21 protein-coding genes are annotated in these 22351 nt (G+C 67.5%); 15 read left to right on the top strand and 6 right to left on the bottom strand.

All coding sequences use genetic code 11. The features are described from left to right. The first annotated feature begins 319 nt into the window (after positions 1 to 319). Positions 320 to 1198, top strand: coding sequence for a tetratricopeptide repeat protein (locus AC5P8D_RS08785; RefSeq protein ID WP_043396434.1), 879 nt, complete (start codon positions 320 to 322; stop codon positions 1196 to 1198). Positions 1199 to 1329: 131 nt separating this feature from the next. Here the strand turns inward: AC5P8D_RS08785 and dapE are convergent, their stop codons facing one another. Genes dapE through map form a run of 6 tightly spaced genes read right to left on the bottom strand, consistent with a single transcriptional unit; the run spans position 1330 to position 8262 of the window. Continuing rightward, positions 1330 to 2457 (bottom strand): succinyl-diaminopimelate desuccinylase, encoded by a 1128-nt coding sequence (dapE, locus tag AC5P8D_RS08780; RefSeq protein WP_043396436.1) that lies wholly within the window; start codon positions 2455 to 2457, stop codon positions 1330 to 1332. Continuing rightward, positions 2454 to 2825, bottom strand: coding sequence for a Spx/MgsR family RNA polymerase-binding regulatory protein (locus AC5P8D_RS08775; RefSeq protein ID WP_010486297.1), 372 nt, complete (start codon positions 2823 to 2825; stop codon positions 2454 to 2456). Before AC5P8D_RS08775 ends, dapE begins: the two co-directional genes overlap by 4 nt. Before the next feature lie 31 nt (positions 2826 to 2856). After that, positions 2857 to 3723 (bottom strand): hypothetical protein, encoded by an 867-nt coding sequence (locus tag AC5P8D_RS08770; RefSeq protein WP_019336949.1) that lies wholly within the window; start codon positions 3721 to 3723, stop codon positions 2857 to 2859. A gap of 2 nt (positions 3724 to 3725) precedes the next feature. Then, entirely contained in the window at positions 3726 to 4790 is a 1065-nt protein-coding gene (dapD, locus tag AC5P8D_RS08765; protein WP_019336948.1) for a 2,3,4,5-tetrahydropyridine-2,6-dicarboxylate N-succinyltransferase, read from the bottom strand. Then, positions 4790 to 7399, bottom strand: coding sequence for a [protein-PII] uridylyltransferase (locus AC5P8D_RS08760; protein WP_425541610.1), 2610 nt, complete (start codon positions 7397 to 7399; stop codon positions 4790 to 4792). Before AC5P8D_RS08760 ends, dapD begins: the two co-directional genes overlap by 1 nt. 20 nt (positions 7400 to 7419) lie before the next feature. Then, a complete protein-coding gene (map, locus tag AC5P8D_RS08755; RefSeq protein WP_019336946.1) occupies positions 7420 to 8262 on the bottom strand; it encodes a type I methionyl aminopeptidase in 843 nt (280 codons plus the stop codon). A gap of 173 nt (positions 8263 to 8435) precedes the next feature. Here map and AC5P8D_RS08750 point away from each other — a divergent pair, with 173 nt between their 5' ends. The 14 genes from AC5P8D_RS08750 to AC5P8D_RS08685 all read left to right on the top strand — a co-directional run bounded on the left by AC5P8D_RS08750 (position 8436) and on the right by AC5P8D_RS08685 (position 22335). Further along, complete coding sequence (locus AC5P8D_RS08750; protein ID WP_010486309.1) at positions 8436 to 8966, top strand: Csu type fimbrial protein; 531 nt, start codon at positions 8436 to 8438, stop codon at positions 8964 to 8966. Beyond that, a complete protein-coding gene (locus AC5P8D_RS08745; protein ID WP_019336945.1) occupies positions 8966 to 9715 on the top strand; it encodes a fimbrial biogenesis chaperone in 750 nt (249 codons plus the stop codon). The genes AC5P8D_RS08750 and AC5P8D_RS08745 overlap by 1 nt, the downstream gene beginning before the upstream one ends. 7 nt (positions 9716 to 9722) lie before the next feature. Then, complete coding sequence (locus tag AC5P8D_RS08740) at positions 9723 to 12098, top strand: fimbria/pilus outer membrane usher protein (RefSeq protein ID WP_414614637.1); 2376 nt, start codon at positions 9723 to 9725, stop codon at positions 12096 to 12098. After that, the gene (locus AC5P8D_RS08735; RefSeq protein WP_126561131.1) at positions 12095 to 13132 is read left to right on the top strand and encodes a Csu type fimbrial protein; all 1038 of its coding nucleotides are present in this window, start codon (positions 12095 to 12097) and stop codon (positions 13130 to 13132) included. The genes AC5P8D_RS08740 and AC5P8D_RS08735 overlap by 4 nt, the downstream gene beginning before the upstream one ends. 133 nt (positions 13133 to 13265) lie before the next feature. After that, on the top strand, positions 13266 to 13511 hold the full coding sequence (locus tag AC5P8D_RS08730) for a hypothetical protein (RefSeq protein ID WP_392421799.1): 246 nt from the start codon (positions 13266 to 13268) through the stop codon (positions 13509 to 13511). Further along, positions 13511 to 14209, top strand: coding sequence for a fimbrial biogenesis chaperone (locus tag AC5P8D_RS08725; protein ID WP_191863016.1), 699 nt, complete (start codon positions 13511 to 13513; stop codon positions 14207 to 14209). Before AC5P8D_RS08730 ends, AC5P8D_RS08725 begins: the two co-directional genes overlap by 1 nt. A gap of 220 nt (positions 14210 to 14429) precedes the next feature. Then, positions 14430 to 15236, top strand: coding sequence for a 30S ribosomal protein S2 (gene rpsB / locus AC5P8D_RS08720; RefSeq protein WP_005408748.1), 807 nt, complete (start codon positions 14430 to 14432; stop codon positions 15234 to 15236). 126 nt (positions 15237 to 15362) lie between these two features. Next, positions 15363 to 16238: a translation elongation factor Ts gene (gene tsf, locus AC5P8D_RS08715; protein ID WP_010486320.1), complete on the top strand. Its 876-nt coding sequence runs from the start codon at positions 15363 to 15365 to the stop codon at positions 16236 to 16238. 258 nt (positions 16239 to 16496) lie between these two features. After that, positions 16497 to 18035, top strand: a complete 1539-nt coding sequence (locus AC5P8D_RS08710; protein WP_495203242.1) for an HDOD domain-containing protein — start codon at positions 16497 to 16499, stop codon at positions 18033 to 18035. A gap of 121 nt (positions 18036 to 18156) precedes the next feature. Continuing rightward, positions 18157 to 18885, top strand: coding sequence for a UMP kinase (pyrH, locus tag AC5P8D_RS08705; RefSeq protein WP_010486325.1), 729 nt, complete (start codon positions 18157 to 18159; stop codon positions 18883 to 18885). 96 nt (positions 18886 to 18981) lie between these two features. Then, a complete protein-coding gene (frr, locus tag AC5P8D_RS08700; RefSeq protein ID WP_010486327.1) occupies positions 18982 to 19536 on the top strand; it encodes a ribosome recycling factor in 555 nt (184 codons plus the stop codon). A gap of 5 nt (positions 19537 to 19541) precedes the next feature. Beyond that, positions 19542 to 20309, top strand: a complete 768-nt coding sequence (uppS, locus tag AC5P8D_RS08695) for a polyprenyl diphosphate synthase (protein ID WP_029380082.1) — start codon at positions 19542 to 19544, stop codon at positions 20307 to 20309. Continuing rightward, complete coding sequence (locus tag AC5P8D_RS08690; RefSeq protein WP_010486331.1) at positions 20306 to 21142, top strand: phosphatidate cytidylyltransferase; 837 nt, start codon at positions 20306 to 20308, stop codon at positions 21140 to 21142. Before uppS ends, AC5P8D_RS08690 begins: the two co-directional genes overlap by 4 nt. 2 nt (positions 21143 to 21144) lie before the next feature. Next, a complete protein-coding gene (locus tag AC5P8D_RS08685) occupies positions 21145 to 22335 on the top strand; it encodes a 1-deoxy-D-xylulose-5-phosphate reductoisomerase (protein WP_010486332.1) in 1191 nt (396 codons plus the stop codon). Positions 22336 to 22351: the final 16 nt, after the last annotated feature.

Below are 22351 nucleotides of genomic sequence, written 5' to 3'. Positions count from 1 at the left end.
AATTTCACGGGTGGGAAGGTGTTCGACCGGCCATCCAGGCCCGGGTGGGCGGCGCCCGGGCACAAAAAAACCCGCATCGGCTGATGCGGGTTTTCTGGTGTCCGGGCGTGTGTTGCTGTCTATCTACCCAGGGCGCAGTCCCGCATCGGCCGCGCACGATTATTCGCGCGCAGATTATTGCGGTTGTTGTTATTGACGGCGGTGGCCAGGCGGATCGACATGGCATCGACCCTACCCCGGTTTCCGGCGCGGCGCAACAGTTGCGTCGGCAACCACGCCTGAGGCGCACAATGGCGCGCCCTGAACCGGTGTAACAGGAATGCAACACTGCAATGGACGCATCGGGGCACTGGCCGCCCTGCTCTGCCTGGGCCTGGCGGCCTGCCAGACCCTGCCCCCGCCTTCTACGCTGCCGCAATCCCAGCGGCAGGCATTGGAACAACGCGGCACCGACGGCAGCTTCGAGGGTGCCTTCGATACCGCGCAAACCTTAGAGCGCTTCAACGATCCGCGCGCCATCGCCTACTACGAGCGTGCCGCAGCGGTCGCCCCCTGGACCTTCCACAACACCAGGGCGGAAGAAGCACTGGGCCGGATCTGGATCTCCGGCACGCTGCGCCATGCCGACAGCCCCCACATCAACCCGGCACCGGTGCTGCGCGCATCCTGGCGACGTGGCGAACGCGCCTATCTGGCGGCGGCCTACCACGGCAATCCCTATGCGTTCTACGAACTCGCCAAGGCCTATCGTCAGCGTGGCGACGCGCAACAGGCGCTGCGCTGGGACCTGCGCGAAATGATCTACAAGCGATACCCGAGTTCGTCGTCGCGACTGCCGGATGCGGTGGCCGCACAGGATGACACCGTGCATCCGCGGGTTGCGCAGATCCAGCGCCGTGCCGAGCGTGGCGATGCCGAAGCGCAGGTAGACCTGGGCGCGCTGCTGGAGGGGGGCATGGGACTGCCGCGCGATCCGGCGCGTGCGCTGCAGCTGTACCAGCGCGCTGGCGAGAAGGGCAATGTGTTCGGCCAGTACTTCGCCGGGCTGCTGCTGGGCCGCAGCGCGCCGGGGGTGGAGAAGGACACCGAGGCGGCGGCGCGCTGGTTTGCCAAGGCCGAGGCGCAGCGCTTCTACATGGCGGCGCCGAGTTACTGGAAGAAAGCGGTCGAGCCGCCGTTCTTCCTCTTTTCGGAATAGTGGAGCCGAGCCATGCTCGGCTGCTTCTGCCGGTAGACATCAGCCGAGCATGGCTCGGCTCTACAGGGATGCAGCCCCGGCGGGGGCGTGCCGACCAACGGTCGGCACCCACCATTCCCACCTCACCGTCCTTACACCAGCAGCCGTTCCACCAGCCGCTGGTACAGCCCGGGCAGTGCTTCCAGTTCGTCCACGCGCACGTTCTCGTCCACCTGATGGATGCTGGCGTTCACCGGCCCCACTTCGATGCACTGCGCACCCAGCGGCGCGATGAAGCGAGCATCGGACGTGCCGCCGCCGGTGCTTTCTTCCGGGGCACGGCCGATGTGCTCGGCCAGCACTGCACGGGCGGTGGCGCGCAGCGTGCCTTCCGGGGTGTAGAACGGCTCACCGCTGCGGTGCCACTTCAGCCTGTACTGCAGGCCATGCCGGTCCAGCAGTGCGGTGATCTCCGCCTCCAGCTTCGGCGCATCCCAGTGCGGGTTGTAGCGGATGTTGAAATCCACTTCGAGCTCGCCGGGAATCACGTTGTTGGCACCGGTGCCGGCGTGGATGTTGGAGATCTGCAGGCTGGTCGGCGGAAAGCTCTCGTAGCCTTCGTCCCAGCGCCGTGCACTCAGTTCGGCCAGGGCCGGAGCCGCCTGGTGAATCGGGTTGCGTGCCTTTTCCGGATACGCCACGTGGCCCTGCACGCCCTGCACGCGCAGCTTGGCCGACAGGCTGCCACGACGCCCCACGCGCAGCAGGTCGCCCAGGATCGCGGTCGATGACGGCTCACCGGTGATGCACCAGTCGATGCGCTGGCCGCGTTCGGCGAACAACCGTGCGACGTGGCGCACGCCATCGATGGCGTCGCCCTCCTCGTCGCTGGTCAGCAGCACCGCCAGCGTACCGGGGTGATCGGGATGCGCGGCGACGAACTGCTCGGCGGCGACCACGAACGCGGCCACGCTGCCCTTCATGTCGGCGGCGCCACGGCCATACAGCACGCCATCGCGGATCTGCGACGTGAACGGGTCGCTGGTCCAGGCCTCGCGCGGACCCGTCGGCACCACGTCGGTATGGCCCAGCAGTACCAGTACCGGCGCGCCCTGGCCGTGGGTCGCCCACAGGTTGTCGACCTCGCCCAGGCGCAGGTGATCGCACTGGAACCCGGCCTGCTTCAGGCGTGCCGCCAGCAGTGCCTGGCAGCCAGCATCATCCGGCGTCACCGAGGGTCGTGCGATCAGTTCGCAGGTCAGGTCGAGGACCGCGCTCATGCGTCACCCACGCCGAAGCGGGCCTTGAAGCCGTTGTCACTGAAACCCTGGCTGACCGTGCCGTCGGCGGTGACCACCAGCGGGCGCTTGATCAGCTGCGGGTACTCGCGCAGCAGCAGCTTCCATTCGACCTCGGAATCGGCGGCCTTGCGGTTGTCCGGCAACTGCCGCCAGGTGGTGGACGACTTGTTCACCATCGCCGCCAGGCCACCCAGCTGCGCTGCCCACGCCAGCAGGGTTTCCGGACTGGGTTTGTTGTCGCGGTAGTCGACGAAGGTGTACGGCACGCCGAAGCGGTCCAGCCACTTGGTCGCCTTCTTGCAGGTATCGCAGTTCTTCAAACCGTAGACAGTGGTGCTCATGGCCATCTGTGATGCTGGAAAACAGAGGGCCAGAATCTCACAACAGGCGCTCGGACACGACCCGGAACGGCACCCGTGGCAGCAGGAAGGCCAGCCCCTCGGTCAGGTTCACACCCAGCGCCTGCAGGCGCGGGCACTGCAGCTCGCCTTCAAGCTGCAGCGGCTGCAGGCGGTCGATCTCGACCGGCAGCGCGATACGGGTGCTGGCCCAGCGACAGTCGCAGGTACGGGCGATGGCCTCGTCCTGGCAGGTGAGGAAACGCAGGAGGGCCTGATGGCCACCGAAAGCCGCCGTCCATGCCGCGTCCTCCCAGCCCGCAGCAGCCTGCCACTGCAGGTACAGCTCCGGCGCACTGCCCTGCCCGCCTTCGATCCGGGTATTCCCACGGCCATCAGTGCGCACCGCATGTTCGAAGCGGGTGGAAAGATGCGGCTGCATGGCATCGCTGAAGGCACGCGCGCCGGCGACGAAGGGTAGCTGGTCCATCACGTTGCGGTCGAACAGCACCACCGGTGTCCCGTCCGGAGCGTCGTCACGACGCAGGTACCAGCGCCAGTTGCTCTGCCTTGGAGACGGCATCAGGGAGCGCAGCGGTCCGGCCAACGCCGGCCCGAAGTGGCCGTGACGGTAGCTGAGGATGGTGTAAGGCGTACGTCCGGCATGGACCACGTAATGATGGCCCGGCGGTGGCGATGGTGCGTGGCGCACATCGACCCACCAGCTCACGTAGACCACATCGCGCACATCGCTGACCATCGCCGGCATCGGCCAGCGCCGCGACAGTGCGCGGCGCAGCCGGGTCCAGCGCGGGGCGTGCAGCAGGCGCGGCAGCATCCGCCCGAACAGGGTGTCGGACGGATGCCGGTAGATCGCGGACTGCGCCAGATCCTCCGGCGCAGCCACCTTCAGTCGGCCAGGCCGCGCAGCAGGTCGTTGACGCTGGTCTTGCTGCGGGTCTTGGCATCAACCTGCTTGACGATCACCGCGCAGTACAGCGAATGGGTACCGTCCTTGCTCGGCAGCGAGCCGGACACCACCACGCTGTACGGCGGGATGTAGCCGTAGGTGATTTCGCCGGTGGCACGGTTGTAGATGCGGGTGCTCTGGCTGAGGAACACGCCCATGCCGATCACGCTGTGGTGACCGACCACCACGCCTTCCACCACCTCCGAACGGGCACCGATGAAGCAGTGGTCCTCGATGATGGTCGGGCTGGCCTGCAGCGGCTCCAGCACGCCGCCGATGCCGGCGCCACCGGACAGGTGGCAGTGCTGGCCGATCTGCGCGCACGAACCGACGGTGGCCCAGGTGTCGACCATGGTGCCTTCGCCGACGTAGGCGCCGATGTTGGTGAAGCTCGGCATCAGCACCACGTCCTTGCCGAAGTAGGTACCGCGGCGGGCGATCGCGCCCGGCACCACGCGCACGCCGCCGCGGCGGAACTTCGCTTCGTCATAACCGGCGAAGCGCGATTCGACCTTGTCCCAGAACGGCGCCGGGCGCGCATCGACCACCGCCATGTCGTTGACGCGGAAATACAGCAGCACGGCCTTCTTCAGCCACTCGTTGACCTTCCAGCCACCCTGGCCATCCGGCTCGGCGACGCGGAACTCACCGCTCTCCAGGCCGTCGATCACGCGGTTGACCAGCGGCTTGGTCGAGCCTTCCAGCTCGTGCAGGGTCAAGGTGGCACGGCGCTCGAAGGCACTCTCGATACCAAACTTCAGCTCTTCCACACCCGGTGCCGACGGCTTGCGCAGCGACTTGCGGGCGATGGTTTCGGCGCGGACGGCTTCGGCGCTCCTGGCCGGCGCCTTCTTCGCTGCAGCCGCTTTCTTCGCCGGGGCCTTCACCGCAGCGGCCTTCTTCGGCGCAGTGGTCTTCTTCGCGGCCGGTGCGGCGGCAGCAGGTTTCCGGGCCGCTGCGCTCTTGGGGGTCGCGGCGGTCTTCTTGGCGGGCTTGGTGGCCATCAGGCGGGGTCTCCGGCGTTTCGATCAGGGTCCAGGCAGGCCAGCATCGCGTCATGCAACTGCTGCCGGGCAGGTTCAGTCAGGGGGAGGTCGTGTTCGTCACTGATCACGAAGGTGTCTTCGGCGCGTTCGCCGAACGTGGCAATGCGCGCATCATGCACGCGCAGGCCCTGGTTGCGCAGCACGAACGCCACATCGGCCAGCAGGCCGGGGCGGTCGGGAGCGACCAGGGCGAAACGGGTTGCACCCGGCTCATCGCGGAATTCGATGCGCGGGGCAAAGCGGAAGTGCCGCAGCTGCCGTGGCACCACCCGGCGTGACGGCCGCAGGCGCGACAGGTCACCACTGAGTGCGTCGCGCAGCGCCGCTTCCAGATTGGCACTGCTGCCATCGGCGAAGGTATCGGCCGGGTTCACTTCGAAGGTATCGAAGATGGTATCGGCCGGGCCGTCCAGCACGCGTGCGCGGTGGATGCCGTAGCCCTTGCGGTCCAGCGTCATCACGATGGCGGCAAACAGGCCGTCGCGGTCCGGCGAATGCACGAATACTTCCAGCGCGGGGTCGTCGACGCTGATCCGGCGTACCTTCACCAGCGCCTGGCCCTGCTTCACCGGCACCAGCGCGGCGGCCTGCCAGGCCAGCTGCTCCGGGCGCAGGCGGATGAAGCCCTCATCCGGCATCACCGCGAACTGGCGGTCGATGGTGGCATCGTCGTAACCCCGCTCGCGCACCAGCGCGCGCACGCTGTCACGCGCCTCGGCCACGCGCTCGGCTGCCGGCACCGGGTGTTCCAGCCCCTCGCGCAGCGCGCGCCGGGTGGCGAAGTACAGGTCGGCCAGCAGGCGGTCCTTCCAGGCATTCCACAGCTTCGGGCTGGTGCCGGCGATGTCGGCGCAGGTCAGCAGGTACAGGTAGTCCAGGCGGTCGCGGCTGCCGACCAGGGTGGCGAAGCGATGGATCACCTCCGGGTCGGCGATGTCCTGCTTCTGCGCGGTCACCGACATGCGCAGGTGCTGTTCGACCAGCCACGCCACCAGTTCGGTGTCGGACGTGCTCAGCGCATGCGCCTGGCAGAACGCGCGCGCATCGACCGCGCCCAGCTCCGAATGGTCGCCGCCACGGCCCTTGGCGATGTCATGGAACAGGCCGGCCAGCAGCAGCAGCTCCGGCTTGCGCAGGCGTGGCCACACTTCATGCGCGATCGAGAAGCGCTCGTCGGCACGGCTGCTGGCGAACAGGCCGATGTTGCGCAGGACCATCAGCGTGTGCTGGTCGACGGTGTAGACATGGAACAGGTCGAACTGCATGCGCCCACTGACCTGGGCGAAGGCGGGAATCCACTGGCCAAGCACGCCCAGCCGTGCCATGCGCGAGAGCGTATCGACCGGGCGCTGGCCGCGCAGCAACGCCAGGAACTGCTCGCGCGCATCGGCGTCGGCCTGGTCGTAGGCCGGCAACAGCGGCAGCGCTTCAGCCAGCGCCCGCGCGGTCAGCGAATGCAGGCCGCGCACCTGCGGATTGTTGGCCCAGCTGGCAAACAGTGCGAACACCTGGCCGATATCGCCGCGCGGCCAGTCGGCTTCGTTGGCCGCCAGGTAGCCACGGCGCAGGGAAAAGCCCACGGTCAACGGCTCCGGCTGCGCCTCGCCGTCGAACTGCTCCTCGAAGCGCTGCAGCAGGCGGTCGCTGATCCGGCGCACCACCAGCGCGGCGCGGTAGAAGCCCTGCATCATCTTCTCGACACCGAGATTCTCGGCATCGTCTTCAAAGCCCAGGCGTGCAGCCAGGGTCTTCTGGTAATCGAAGCGCAACCGCTCTTCGGGGCGTCGCGCCACCAGGTGCAGGCCGAAACGCAGCCGCGCCAGCACCGCACGTTCGCGCTTCAGTGCTGCCGCTTCGTCGGCGCCCAGATGGCCGAGCCCGACCAGCGCCTCCAGGTCACGCACGCCGAAGGCACGCAGTGCCATCCAGCCCAGCGTGTTGAGATCGCGCAGGCCACCGGGGCCATCCTTCAGGTCCGGCTCCAGGTTGTCGGCGGTGTCGCCAAAACGCTGGTGGCGGTTGCGCAGCTCTTCCAGCTTGGTCAGGAAAAACGCGCGTGCCGGCCACAGTTCCCGATCGTCGATGGCCTCGCGCAGCGCGCGGCGTGCCGCATCATCGGCCAGGATCGGGCGCGCCTCGATCAGTGCAGTCAGCACGGTCTGGTCCGCCGCCGCCTCACGGCACTGCGGCGCCGAACGCACCGCATGGCTGACTGCGAGCCCGCAGTCCCACAGCAGTGCGAACAGGCGTGCCAGTGCGGATTCATGCGCCAACTGTGCCGGCGGATCACCGAACACCAGCAGGTCGATGTCCGATCGCGGGAACAGTTCACCGCGGCCATAGCCACCCACCGCGAACAACGACAGCCCGCTATCGGCGGCCAGGCAACGCTGCCACGCCAGGCGGATCAGATGGTCGGCGGCGCGCGCGCGCAGCGCCAGCAGGCGCTCGATGTTGTCGCCCTGGTCGAAGCGGCGGTACAGGCGCGCGTCAGCCTGCTGCAGCGCCTGGCGCGCGGCAGCAGCCCAGTCCGGGTCGTTGAGCGACGCGGCCGGCGTGTCCAGCAGCGAACTCGCCGGCAGCATCCTCAGGAGACCTGCGACTCGCCCGGCGACAGGGTCAGCACGTCCACGCCGGTCTCGGTGACCGCGATCATGTGCTCCCACTGTGCCGACAGCTTGCGGTCCTTGGTCACCACGGTCCAGCCATCCGGCAGCACCTTGTTGTAGCGGGTGCCCTCGTTGATCATCGGCTCGATGGTGAAGGTCATGCCCGGCTGCAGCACCAGGCCCTGGCCCGGGCGGCCGTAATGCACCACCTGCGGCTCATCGTGGTAGACCTTGCCGATGCCGTGGCCGCAGTACTCGCGCACCACGCTGAAACGCTCGCCTTCGGCATAGCTCTGGATGGCATGGCCGATGTCGCCCAGCGTGGCGCCCGGGCGTACCGCGCGGATGCCGCGCCACATGGCTTCGTAGGTGGTTTCCACCAGGCGGCGGGCCATCACCGACGGCGTGCCGACGAAGTACATGCGGCTGGTGTCGCCGTGCCAGCCATCCTTGATGACGGTGACGTCGATGTTGATGATGTCGCCATCCTTGAGCACCTTCCCTTCGCTGGGGATGCCATGGCAGATGACGTTGTTGACCGAGGTGCACACGGTCTTCGGGAAGCCGCGGTAGCCGACGTTGGCCGGAATGGCGCCCTGCACGTTCACGATGTGGTCGTGGCAGATGCGGTCCAGTTCCTCGGTGGTGACACCGGGCTTGACGTGGGGGGTGACGATGTCGAGCACTTCGCTGGCCAGGCGGCCAGCGATTCGCATCATCTCGATTTCCTGCGGGGTTTTCAGATTCACGCTCATGGCCGCCATTATCGCCGATCCGGCCACAATCTGAACGAACGCCACCCAACTGGCGATCCGGGCCATGCACGGTTCCGGCAAGGAAAGTGAAAGCGTGACCCCCACCACCCTTTCGCCTCCTCATTTATCACGGAATACAGACACTTACGCCACCTAAGCTGGGGTCACCGTCGCCGAAGCGGTGCCGAACGTGCCGCCTTCGCCTTGTTCAACGGACCTTCGGGTCAGGGAGGTTGTCCATGCGATCCGCGCTTCGTTCCCCGCTTGCCTGGGCTTTGACCGGGGTTCTGCTGTCCAGCCCGGCCCTGGCCGCAGACACCACCACCTTCAATGTCACCCTGGTGGTCACCAAGGCCTGCACCATCACCGCCGCGGCGGCCACCAACGTCGACTTCGGCACCGCCGCCTCGACCACGGCGACCCCCACCCTGGGCCAGGGCACGGTCACCGCCCAGTGCTCGGCACTGACCCCGTACACGATTTCACTGAATGCAGGTGCCAACGCCAGCACCGCCAATGACGTCACCACCCGCCGGATGAAGAACACCAACGCCGCGGTGACCGCCAACAACTACGTCGGCTACCAGCTCTACCAGGACGCCGCACACACCCTGGTCTGGGGTGCCACCTCCGGCACCAACACCCAGGCTGGCATCGGCACCGGGCTGGCCGTGCCCTACATCGTCTACGGCCAGATCCTGAACCTCAGTACGAACAACCCGGCGACCGGCAACTACCTGGATACGGTTACCGCCACGATCACCTATTGATGGAGCACGCCCGCATGGCCCGACCCCGCCCGTGGCGCGCCACCGGCGTGGCGCTGCTCGTCCTGAGCCTGGTACTCGCCGCCCCGGTCGAAGCCACCAGCCTGCAGGTCGCCCCGACCAGCCTGCAGCTGGAAGCGCGCCAGCGCGCCGGCGAGCTTTGGCTGACCAACAGCGGCACCTCGCCGGTGAAGCTGCAGGTGCGGGTGTTCCGCTGGGTGCAGCAGGACGGGCAGGAACAACTGTTGCCCACCGATGGGCTGGTGGTCACCCCGCCGATGCAGGAACTGGCTGCCGGACAGCAGCAGCTGGTCCGGGTGATGCGTCCGGACAGGACGCCACCGCCTGCACAGCAGCATTACCGATTGATCGTCGACGAGGTGCCCGATCTGGCCACCCGTGCCGAAGGGATGCAGTTCGTGCTGCGCTATTCGATACCGGTGTTCGTGCAGCCCGCCGCCGGCAAGCTTGCGCCGCAGCTGCAGGCCCGCCTGGTGCAGTTGCCCGATGGCCGCAACGGCGTCGAGGTGGCCAACGCGGGCAACAGCTATGCGCAGATCGCCGATCTCGCGCTGGGTAGTGCCACGCGCCCGCGCATCGTGCATCCCGGACTGCTGGGATACGTGCTGCCCGGGCAGGTGATGCGCTGGCCGATCGAGCGCACGGCGATCGACCGCGACAACGACCAGATCACGGCCAAGCTCAATGGCGAGTCGGAACAGACGCCGCTGTCGCCTCCATCGGCTCGCTGAGGCGTTGATGGGTGCGCTGCTTGCTGCCCTGGCTCCTGCGGCGATCCAAGCCGCCGATGTGTCCGGTGCAGCGGCCACCGCCGCCGATGTATCAGGCATCTCCGCCGATGCGATCCTGCCACCGCCCACACCATTGACCGCCAACCAGACGCTGTACCTGGACGTGGCGCTCAACAGCACCCCACGCGGCCTGATGCCTTTCATCGAGAACCGTGGCCGCCTGCAGGCCAGCCCCGACGTGCTGCGCCAGCTCGGCTTCAACGCCAACGGCGATGCACCGGTGTACCTGGACCAGATCAGCGGCGCGGTGGTGCGCTATGACGCACGCCTGCAGACCCTGGCGCTGGACGTGCCGCTGGACCAGCTGACCCTGCCGACTACCGTGCTCAGCCGCCCGCAGACGCGCGCCCCTGCAGGCAGTGCCTCACCCGGACTGCTGCTCAACTATGACGTGTATGGCAGCCGGGTGGATACGCTCGGCAACCTCAGCCTGAGCTCGGAACTGCGCCTGTTCGGCGTCGGCAACGGCACCTTCGAAAACACCGCGGTCAGCCGACGCTACCAGCAGCCCGGCGATCGTCGCTGGCGCGGTGAGAGCGTGCGCCTGGATACGCGCTGGAGCCTGGATTTCCCCGACAAGGCGATGACGCTGGAGGTCGGCGATTTCTACAGCGGCTTCGTCGACTGGACCCGCCCGGTGCGCCTGGGCGGCCTGCAGATCGGCCGCAACTACGGCCTGCAGCCGTATCGCGTGCTCACTCCCACGCCCAGCTTCCTCGGCCAGGCCGTGGTGCCCTCCACCGTCGAGCTGTATGTCGACGGCCTGCGCCAGTACAGCGGCCAGGTCCCGGTCGGTCCGTTCCAGCTGGCCGCGCAGCCAGGCATCAGCGGCACCGGCAACGCACAGGTCGTGGTCACCGACGCATTCGGCCGCATGCAGACACTGGATTTCAGTTTCTATGGCACCCAGCAACTGCTGGCCAAGGGACTGTCCGACTGGTCGGTCGGCGTCGGCCACCTGCGCCAGGACTTCGGCCAGCGCTCCTTCGCCTACGACGATCGCACCGTGGCCAGTGCCAGCTGGCGCGGCGGCATCAGCGATACCTTCACCGGTGAAGCGCATGCCGAGGGCGGAGGTGGCCTGGCCCAGGCCGGCATCGGCGGCTGGTGGCTGCTGGGCGGCGCCGGCGTGTTCAATGCGGCCTACGCGCACAGCAACCATCACGGCCTGCAGGGCGGGCAGTGGGCACTGGGTTACAGCTGGAACAACCGCCGTCTCAACGTCAACCTGCGCAGCGTGCGCAGCCACGGCGACTACCGTGACCTCGGCGCGCTGCAGGGCAACCTGCCGCCGAGCATCAGCGAACAGGCCACGGTCGGGCTGGATCTGCTGCGGCTGGGCACGCTCAGCGCCAGCTACCTGCGCCTGCGCTACCCCGATGGCGAAGACAACCGCTATGCCAGCCTGTTCTGGTCGCGCACCTGGAGCCAGCGCTGGTCGGCCTACCTGTCGGTGAACCAGAACCTGGACCAGAGTGATGACCGCAGCATCTATCTGTCAGTGACCGCCAGCCTGGGCAACAACCGCCAGGCCAGCCTGTCCAGCCAGCGCAACGGCGACAGCCAGACCTGGGTGGCCGACGTCACCCAGCCGGTGCCCGGCGATGGCAGTGCAGGCGGCATCGGCTGGCGCGCGCAGGTGCGCCACGGCGAGGACGGCAACGGCGGCCTGGCCGAAGTCGGCATCCTCAATGACATCGGCCGCTACTCGTTCGGCGCCTCGCGCCAGGGCGGGCTCAACTATGCCTACGGCAGCGCCAGTGGCAGCCTGGTCTGGATGAGCGGGCACGCGTTCGCCACCCGCGAGGTCTCGGACGCGTTCGCGGTAATCAGCACCAACGGCGTCGGCGGCGTGCCGGTGCGTCTGGAGAACCGCCTGATCGGCGTCACCGATGATCGTGGCCTGTTGCTGGTCAGCCCGCTGCTGTCCTGGCAGCGCAACCGGGTCTCGATCGACACCCTGGACCTGCCCGAGGACATACGTGCCGACCGCATCGAGGACTGGGTGACGCCGCGCCAGCGCGCCGGTACCCACGTGACGTTCCAGTTGCGCTCGCGTCCCTCTCTGAGCCTGACGCTTCAGAGCATGGACGGGCAGCCACTGGAAGTGGGCAGCGAAGTGCAGCTGCCCGATGGACGCCAGGCCACGGTGGGCTATGACGGCCTGCTGTACCTGGAAGACATCGCTGCCGGCAGCGTGCTGTACATCACCACCAGCCGCGGCCAGTGCCGGGTGAAGGTACCCGACCAGCCCAAGGTGGTGGCGTCTGGCGCCCGGCCGAAGCCGGCACCGCTGCAGTGCATTCCGGAGGTCGCGCCGTGAGGGTGCTGCTGCTCGGCGTGCTGCTGGTCGCCGGCCTGCTCGCGGCACTGCCGGCCCGGGCGACAGCGGTCTGCACGGCAATCGCGAACCCGACCCTGCCATTCGGCAACATCAACAGCAACGCTCCCGGCCCTACAGCGGCAACGCTGAACATCACGGTGACCTGCACCACCGCCGCACTGAGCCTGCTGGCCACCACCGGCGTCCGCGTCTGCGTGGGTATCGGCGCCGGCAGTGGCGGCGGCAGCAGCTCCACCTTCCGCACGATGTCCACCTCCACCAGCGACACCATGAACTTCCAGTTGTACAACACCGCCAGCTACAGCCAGGCCACCGGCCTGGTGCCGCGCGGCACGCCACCCGCGCAGGAACTGACCATGAGCTACAGCGTGCCGCTGCTGACCGGCGGCAGCGGTGCGCAGTCCGTGCAATTGTTCGCGCAGATCCCTGCCAACCAGATCCTCGCTTCGGGTGCCTACAGCAGCACCTTCAGCGGCGCCAACGTGGTACTTACCTGGGCCTGGAACGAAGTCCTGCTCGGCACCGCCACCGTACCGGCCACCTGCAACGGCGGCGCGACCGGCACCAACAGCGCCAGTGGGGCTTTCAGCTTCACCGCCACTGCCAACGTGCTGCCGCAATGCGGCAGCTACGTCACCACCAGCATGGACTTCGGCAACGTCACCGGCAGCATTCCCGCCAACATCGACCGGACCGCCACGCTCACGCTGACCTGCCTGAAGAACACTGCCTACCAGATCAGCCTCAACAACGGCCAGAACAACCCCGCCGCCTCCACCACCCGGCGCATGGCCACCACCATTGGCAGCGGCACCTACTACCTCCCCTATGAGCTGTACCGCGATGCCGCGCGCAGCCTGCGCTGGGGCAATACCCTCAACGTCGATACCGTTGGTGGCACCGGAAGTGGCAGCGCGCAGCAGCTGACCATCTATGGCCGGGTGCCGCCGGTCACCGGCCAGCCCGCGGCCGGTACCTACAACGATCTGGTGCAGGTGACGATCACCTATTGAGTCCCCTGTGGAGCCGAGCCCATGCTCGGCTTCATTTTCTGGCATCCGGCAAGCCGAGCATGGGCTAGGCTCTACAGTTCCGGCGCATCCTGCCGATACCGCGCAACGGGTCCTACAGCACGGTGGATGGCAGGTGGTTCGCGCACTTCTGATCGGGGCGATGCTGGTCGCCAGTACGCCCGCGTGGGCCGATCCCGGCAGTACACCCCTGCAGATCCGGCTGACCGTGGTCGAGGGCTGCAGCGGTGATGCCGGCAACACCCGATGCGCGGCACCGCACAAGCGCAGCGACGCGCCCGAGCTTCCGCAACAGATCCGCGATCTCGCGCCGCCGGCCGACAGCGACGACGCGGCGCCCGCCGTGACCGTCATCTACTGATGCGTACCCTGCTCAGCCTGCTGGTACTGCTGCTGGCGCTGCCCGCGTCGGCGCTGGACCTGGTGCCGACCACCCTGCAGCTGCCAGCCGAAGGGGGACACAGCGAGCTGTGGCTGTACAACCCCGGTCCCGGCCGCTGGCAGGGCGAGGTTCGGATCCTGAGCTGGGAACAGCAGGCCGACGCGGAAAAGCTGCGGCCCAGCGACCAGATCCTGGCCAGCCCTGCCCGGCTCGACCTCCCGCCCGGCACCCGCCAACGCATCTGGCTGCTGCCCCGGGACAGGTCACCCATTGCCGTCGAGCAGGCCTACCGGGTGCTTCTGGCTCCCACTGAACCGGACCTGCCACGGTACTCGCTGCCCTTGTTCAGGGGACACGCCATGCCCTTGGCGTGGCCGGAGCTGCATGCCGGGATCGAACCCGGTACGTCACATCCCTTTCTGCGATTGAGCAACGCAGGTACCGTACACGCCCGCCTGCACGATCTTGCGTTCGTCGCCGACGATGGCCGCCGCACCCTGCTGCTGCCGGGACTGGCCGGCTACCTGCTGGCGGGCCGGGAGCGTCGCTGGGCCCTCCCCGCCCATGCCAACGGCTATGCCCGTGGCCATTTCCAGGCCCGGCTGCAGGACGGCCGCGTGATCGATCTGACCGTGCCGGACCCGGCAATTGCAGCGAGCGCACCGAGCGGGCTATAATCGACCGGATTCCTGCCGCCTGCGTGCGCGGGAGACCGTCCACACCGGACGTCACCGGTGAATCCACACCTGCTGCCCCCATCCGTGCCGGGGTGCTCCGCAAGGAGTTCGGCCACGGAGGCAACAGGGAAGCCCAACCCCGGAACCGATCGCGCTTCCACGCGTCCCGCATACCTATCCCCGCGGGCGGAATCGCTGGTTCCATATCAGGAGTATTGCAATGCCCCAGGTCACCATGCGTCAGATGCTGGAAGCCGGCGTCCACTTCGGCCACCAGACCCGCTACTGGAACCCGAAGATGGCTCCGTACATCTTCGGCGCCCGCGGCAAGATCCACATCATCAACCTGGAAAAGACCGTCCCGCTGTTCAACGACGCGATGAACTTCATCTCGTCGGTTGCCCAGAAGCGCGGCACCGTCCTGTTCCTGGGCACCAAGCGCAGCGCCCGCGAAACCATCAAGGAAGAAGCCGAGCGTTGCGGCATGCCGTTCATGAACCAGCGTTGGCTGGGCGGCACCCTGACCAACTTCCGTACCGTCAAGCAGTCGGTTGCCCGCCTGAAGGAACTGGAAGCCGGTGAAACCGACGGCACCTTCGAGAAGCTGGTCAAGCACGAAGTGCTGGGCCTGCGTCGCGAGCGCGACAAGCTGGAAGCCTCGCTGGGCGGCATCAAGGACATGAACCGTCTGCCGGACGCCATCTTCGTGATCGACATCGGCCACGAAGACATCGCGATCAAGGAAGCCAAGAAGCTGGGCATCCCGGTCATCGCCGTGGTCGACACCAACTACAACCCGGAACTGGTGGACTACGCCATCCCGGGCAACGACGACGCCATCCGCGCTGTGCAGCTGTACGCCCGCGCCGCTGCCGACGCCGTGCTGGAAGGCAAGGCTGCTGCTCCGCACGCTGCTTCGGTGCGTGAGGAAGAGTTCGCTGAAGCCGCTGCTGAAGGCGAAGAGAAGCCGGCCCGCCGCGCTCCGGCCAAGAAGGCTGCCAAGAAGGGCGACGACGCCCAGGCCTGATCCAGGCCCCGGGGTGGACGCCCGGCATCCACCCTCCCTGCACGCAGCCTTTGGCGCGTGACAGGACCGTGTCACACGGGCCGGCCACCATGCCGGCCCAACCCCTTTCTTTCGTGAGGTAATCCCGTGGAAATCACTGCTTCCCTGGTCAAGGAACTGCGCGAGCGCACCGGCGCCGGCATGATGGAATGCAAGAAGGCTCTCACCGAAGCCAACGGCGACATCGACGCTGCTGCTGAAGCCATGCGCAAGTCCGGCGCCGCCAAGGCCGACAAGAAGGCTGACCGCGTGGCCGCCGAAGGCCGCCTGGGCCTGGCCCAGGATGGCGGCAAGGCCGTGCTGGTCGAAGTCAACTCGGAAACCGACTTCGTCGCCAACGATGACAACTTCAAGTCCTTCGTCAATGCCGTCGCCGCTGCCGCCCTGGCATCGGGCGCCACCGACGTCGAAGCCGTGAAGGCTGCCAAGCTGGCCGATGGCCGCACCGTTGAAGAAGCCCGCGCCACCGCCGTGCAGACCCTGGGTGAGAACATCCAGATCCGCCGCATGGTCAAGGTCGACACCACCGGCAACATCGGTGCCTACGTCCACACCAACGGCAAGGTTGGCGTACTGGTCGACCTGATCGGCGGCGACGTCGAGCTGGCCCGTGGCCTGGCGATGCACGTGGCTGCCCTGAAGCCGCCGCACAACAAGGCGTCGGACGTTCCGGCCGACTTCGTCGAAAAGGAAAAGGAAATCGAGCTGGCCAAGATGTCCGAAAAGGACAAGGCCAAGCCGGCCGAGATCCTGGAAAAGATCATCAGCGGCAAGATCAACAAGATCGTCAGCGACGTGACCCTGTACGGCCAGACCTACGTGCTGGGCGACACCACCGTCGAGCAGGTGGTCAAGGCCGCTGGCGCCGACGTGGCTGGCTTCAAGCTGCTGATCGTCGGCGAAGGCATCGAGAAGGTCGTGGAAGACTACGCCGCGGAAGTTGCCAAGGCGATGCAGGTCTGATTCCAGCCTTCCGGCTGCGAAGCGACCAGAGGGAGCCGCGGGAAACCGCGGCTCTTTTTTTATGCCCGGGACAATGGGAGGCTCATGCTCCAACTGTTGTTGCGCACACCGACGCCGCGCACACCGGCACCTTTGCGTTGCGCGCGAATCAAGCCGATACTCGGCGCAGGGAATCCACAGTCACATAGCAGGAACGAAAATCGCGGACTGTGATGCATTCCTAGGTATTCTTGTCCCAATGGAATTGAACGACCCGACATGCCTCCCGAGCTGACAGCTGCCCTGGTGCTCTGCCGCAACCTGCCTTCGCCACCCGGTATTGCCCTGCGCATCATCGAACTGGCACAGGACCCGGAAGCGGACATCGCCACCGCCGCCGACATCATCGCCATCGACATGGCGCTGAGCGCTCGCATGCTGCGCATCGCCAATTCGCCGCTGTACGCCAGTCGTCGCCGCATCGAGAACCTCGGCCAGGCACTGACCATGCTCGGCCTGAATGCCACGATCAGCCTTGCCCTGGGCTTCACCGTCACCCAGGGCCTGACCGGCGGCGCCGGTGCCGACCACGACCTGCGCCAGCGCGCGTGGAAGCGCAGCATTCTCAGCGCACTGGCCGCCAGCCAGCTGGGCCAGGCCCGTGGCCTGCGCCGCCTGGAGGAACTGATGCTGGCCGGGCTGCTGCAGGACCTGGGCGTGCTGTGCCTGGCCCAGGCCGAATCGGAGCGCTACCTGCCGCTGCTGCGCGAAGCCCGTGACAACACGGACCTGGTTGCCCGCGAGCGCGACGCGCTCGGCTGCAGCCACGCCGATGTCGGCGCCTGGGTGGCCGAGCAATGGGGCCTGCCGCGCTATCTGGTGGAGAGCATCAGCCACAGCGAGGACGACGACGCTGCCGATTCGCCGTTCCAGGCCTGCGTGCAGCTGTCCGGCGCTGTCGCCGACATCTGGCTGGACGAAGATGCCGATGCCGCCCGCGAGCGCGCCCTGCACCAGGTACATGACCGGCTGGAACTCGACAGCGCCCGTTTCGACCAGGTGCTGACCCGCATCAGCGAGGCCCTGCCGGACATCGCCAGCCTGTTCGAGGCCGGGCTGAACTCGCCCTCGCGGGTCCGTGAGCTGATCGACCACGCGCAGGAACTGGCCACCCTGCGCAACCTGCGCGAGCTGCAGGATGCCGACCAGGCGCGCCGCCGCGCCGACGAATTCGAGGCGCGGGCCAAGCGCCTGGCCGACCAGGCCCACCGCGACGCCCTGACCGGCGTGCTCAACCGCCGCCAGCTGGAGGCGGTGCTGGAGCAGGAGTTCCTGCGCGCCGGGCGCCAGGGCTGGCCGCTGTCGGTGGCCTTCATCGACCTGGACGACTTCAAGAAGATCAACGATGCCCACGGCCACCTGACCGGCGACGAGGTGCTGCGCGCCTTTGCCGGCAAGCTGCAGGGCCAGCTGCGCAACAGCGACACCGTGGCCCGCTTCGGCGGCGAGGAATTCGTCGCGCTGCTGCCCAATACCAGCGAAAGCGTGGCCCTGGACGTGATCCGCCGGGTACTGGCCAACATCGTCGCCACGCCGATGGCCGAGCTGGAGGGAGGTCCGTTGTTCGTCACCTTCTCCGCCGGCGTGGCCACCCAGGGCGGCTACGAGCGCTTTGCCGACGTGCAGGACCTGCTGCGTGCCGCCGACGATGTGCTGTACCGATCGAAGAACCTGGGCCGCAACCGGGTGATCGCCCGCTCCCCAGGCGCCCTCGGCCACGACAAGCTTTCAGCCACCGCCGGCGCCGAGCTGGGCTGAACGGGACGCCCCGCTTGACCGGGGCGGATGGCAGGATTTTGCGCCGCAGTGCACAAAACACTTTGGCCCGACGCCGCATGCGCGTAGAATCGCCCGCGATTTCCACGCACCCGAGGTCCCTATGTCCAAGCTCGCCTATCGCCGCATCCTTCTGAAACTATCCGGGGAGGCGCTGATGGGAGATGAGGACTACGGCATCGACCCGAAGATCATCAACCGCCTGGCCCGTGAGGTCATCGAAGCCCAGCAGGCAGGCGCCGAAGTTGCGCTGGTGATCGGCGGCGGCAACATCTTCCGCGGCGCCGGCCTGGCCGCTGGCGGCATGGACCGGGTCACCGGCGACCAGATGGGCATGCTGGCCACGGTCATCAACGCTCTGGCCATGCAGGACGCCTTGGAAAAGCTGGGCGCCAAGGCCCGGGTGATGAGCGCGATCAAGATCAACGACGTGTGCGAGGACTACATCCGGCGCCGCGCCATCCGCCACCTGGAAAAGGGCCGCCTGGTGATCTTCGCCGCCGGCGTCGGCAGCCCGTTCTTCACCACCGACTCCGGTGCCGCCCTGCGCGCGATCGAGATCGGCGCCGACCTGCTGCTGAAGGCGACCAAGGTTGACGGCGTGTACGACAAGGACCCGAACAAGCATAGCGACGCGGTCCGCTTCGACAGCCTGAGCTACGACGAAGTGATCCGCCGTGGCCTGGAAGTGATGGATACCGCCGCCTTCGCACTGGCCCGCGACAGCGACCTGCCGATGCGCGTGTTCGACATGGGCCAGCCGGGCGAGCTGCTGAAGATCCTCAGCGGCGAGAACATCGGCACCCTGGTCCAGGGCCGCGACCCGGCCTGAGCCTGAGTGCCAGGCGAGCTCCGGGCCGATTCAGGCCCGGCAGCGTCCCGTATTCGCCTATAATCGCCCGATTCCAGTTACACCCAGGACCGGGCGATGCTCAACGACATCAAGAACAACGCGCAGACGCGCATGGCCAAGAGCATCGACGCTCTGAAGCACACCCTCACCTCGATCCGCACCGGCCGCGCCACCCCGGCCCTGCTGGACCGCGTCACGGTCAGCGCCTATGGCAACGCCAGCACCCCGCTGAACCAGGTCGCATCGATCTCCAACGCCGACGCCCACTCGCTGCTCGTCACGCCGTTCGACAAGAGCATGATCAAGGAGATCGAAAAGGGTCTCTACAACGCCGAGTTCACCCCGAACACGCTGGGCACCGCGATCCGCATCAACATGCCGCCGCCGACCGAAGAGCGCCGCAAGGAGCTGGTCAAGCAGGTGCAGAAGGAAGGGGAAGGCGCCAAGATCGCGATCCGCAACATCCGTCAGGACGCGAACAAGGAAATCGCCAAGCTGGTCAAGGACAAGGCGATCAGCGAAGACGAGAAGAAGCGCGGTGAAGACGACATCCAGAAGTTGACCGACACCCACATCAAGGACGTCGACAAGGTCGTTGCCGACAAGGAAAAAGAACTGCTGTCGGTCTGAAGTCGATGCCTTCAGTCCCACCTCCATTGCCGGCCGCCCTGCCCCGCCACATTGCCATCATCATGGATGGCAATGGGCGCTGGGCACAGCAGCGCCGTCGTCCGCGCGTGATCGGCCACCGGGCCGGCGCGCGTGCGGTCAACCGTACCATCGAGCGCTGCCTTGAGCTGGGTATTCCGGCGCTGACCCTGTTCGCGTTCTCCAGCGAAAACTGGGGCCGGCCGCAGGAAGAAGTCGATGCGTTGATGAAGCTGTTCCTCGGTGCGCTCGACCGCGAAGTGGACGAGTTGCATCGGCGTGGCGTGCGCGTGCGCTTCATCGGCGAGCGCGAACGCTTCGGCGCCGGGCTGGTCAGCCGCATGCAGCTGGCCGAGCAGCGCACCGCGGACAACACCACCCTGACCCTGTCGATCGCCGCCAGCTACGGTGGCCGCCAGGACATCACCCGTGCCGCGCGCGCACTGGCCGCCGAGGTCGCCGCCGGCCGCCTGCTGCCCGAACAGATCGACGAATCGCTGCTGGGCAGCCAGGTCGCCCTGGCCGACCTGCCGCCACCGGACCTGTTCATCCGCACCGGTGGCGACACCCGCATCAGCAACTTCCTGCTGTGGCAGCTGGCGTACACCGAGCTGTGGTTCACCGAGGCGCTGTGGCCGGACTTCGATCCCGCTCTGCTGCAGCAGGCGCTGGACGCCTATGGCAGCCGTGAGCGTCGTTTCGGCCTGACCAGCGCCCAGATCGCCGCACTGGCCACCGAGACTTCCAGCCCATGACCAAGACCCGAGTCCTTGCCGCGCTGATCATGGCGCCGGTCGCCATTGCCGCGATCCTGCTGCTGCCGACCCAATGGTTGGCAGCGGCGGCGGCTGCGGTGCTGCTGATCGGCCTGTGGGAGTGGCTGAAGCTGGCCGGCATCGAAGACACCCTCGCGCGCACCGTGCTGCTGGTGCTGAACCTGCTGCTGATGGTGCTGCTGGTCTGGGCCGATGGCAGCACGCTGGTGCTGTTCCAGATAACCACCCTGGCCGGCGTCGCCTGGTGGTTGGCGGCGCTGGTCTGGCTTCGCTTCTTCAATTTCGGCGCGCAACCGTCGGCACCCTCGCGCATCGTGAAGATGCTGGCCGGAACGCTGGCCATCGTTCCGGCCTGGGCCGCGCTGGTGCTGATCCATGCTGGCGGCGATCCGCCGGGCAAGCAGGGCCACCTGTGGCTGCTGGCTGCCCTGGCACTGGTCTGGGCGGCCGATTCGGGCGCCTATTTCGCCGGCCGTCACTTCGGCAAGCACAAGCTGGCCCCGCGCATCAGCCCCAACAAGACATGGGAAGGCCTGTTCGGCGGCCTGCTGGCCGGTGTCGCCGTGGCCGTCGGCCTGGGCTGGCTGGCCGGCATCGATACCGCACATCTGCCGGGCCTGCTGATCACCTCGGTGGTGGCCGTGTTCGCCTCGGTACTGGGTGATCTGTTTGAAAGCCTGATCAAGCGTCACGCCGGCGCCAAGGACTCGGGCCACCTGATTCCGGGCCATGGCGGCGTGCTCGACCGTGTCGACGGCGTCCTGGCTGCGGTGCCGGTGTTCGCACTCGGCAAGGAAATCTTCGGGTTCTGACCATGAATGCTGTCGCAGACCTGCGCCGGGTCGCCGTGTTCGGCGCCACCGGCTCGATCGGTGCCTCCACGCTGGACGTGATCGCCCGCCACCCGCAGCGCTATCAGGCCACCGTGCTGGCCGCCGGCCGCCAGGTGCAGGCGCTGCTGGCGCTGTGCCGCCAGCACAAGCCCGCGCACGCGGTGATCGCCGACGCATCACTGTTCGCCGAGCTGCGCGACGGCCTGCGCGATGCCGGACTCGCCACCGAGGCGCATGCCGGCCATGCCGCGCTGGACCAGCTGGCCGCCAGTGATGCCTGCGACACCGTGGTCGCCGCCATCGTCGGTGCGGCCGGGCTGTCTTCCACCCTGGCCGCGGCCGCCGCGGGCAAGCGCATCCTGCTGGCCAACAAGGAATCGCTGGTGCTGGCCGGTGAGCTGCTGACCCGCACTGCCGAACGTGCCGGCGCCGAAATCATCCCGATCGACAGCGAACACAGCGCGATCTTCCAGTGCCTGCGCTCGCGCGACGCCAGCATTGACGGTGCCGGTGTGCGCCGCATCCTGCTGACCGCCTCCGGTGGCCCGTTCCGCGGCCGCAGCCGGGCCGCGCTGGCCCAAGTCACCCCGGCCCAGGCCGTGGCCCACCCGAAATGGTCGATGGGCCCGAAGATCTCGGTCGATTCGGCGACGTTGATGAACAAGGGCCTGGAAGTGATCGAGGCCCACCACCTGTTCGGCATCCCCGGTGAGCGCATCGACGTGCTGGTGCATCCGCAGAGCCTGGTCCACTCGCTGGTCGAGTTCGTGGACGGTTCGACCCTGGCGCAGATGGGCCTGCCGGACATGCGCACCACCCTGGCCGTTGGCCTGGGCTGGCCACAACGCATCGAATCGGGCGTGGCGGGGCTGGACCTGCTGGCCCAGGGCCGGCTGGATTTCGAGGCCCCCGACACCGACGCCTTCCCCTGCCTGGCCCTCGCCTGGCAGGCGATGCAGGCCGGTGGCACCGCGCCGGCGGTGCTGAACGCTGCCAATGAAGAGGCCGTTTCAGCGTTTCTTCAGGGCCGGATCGGTTTCCTGACCATCCCGGAACTGGTTGCTAACGCTCTTTCAACACTGCCGACCCAGCCAGCCGATACACTGGAGGTCCTGTTGTCCGCCGACCAGCGGGCACGCCAGCTCACCCTGAACGCCATCGACGCCGCCTGAACGACCGCCTCGCACA

This window comes from Stenotrophomonas sp. YJH_SMC_101-4 (assembly GCF_059370395.1).
This window is presented reverse-complemented; position numbering and strand designations above follow the sequence as displayed.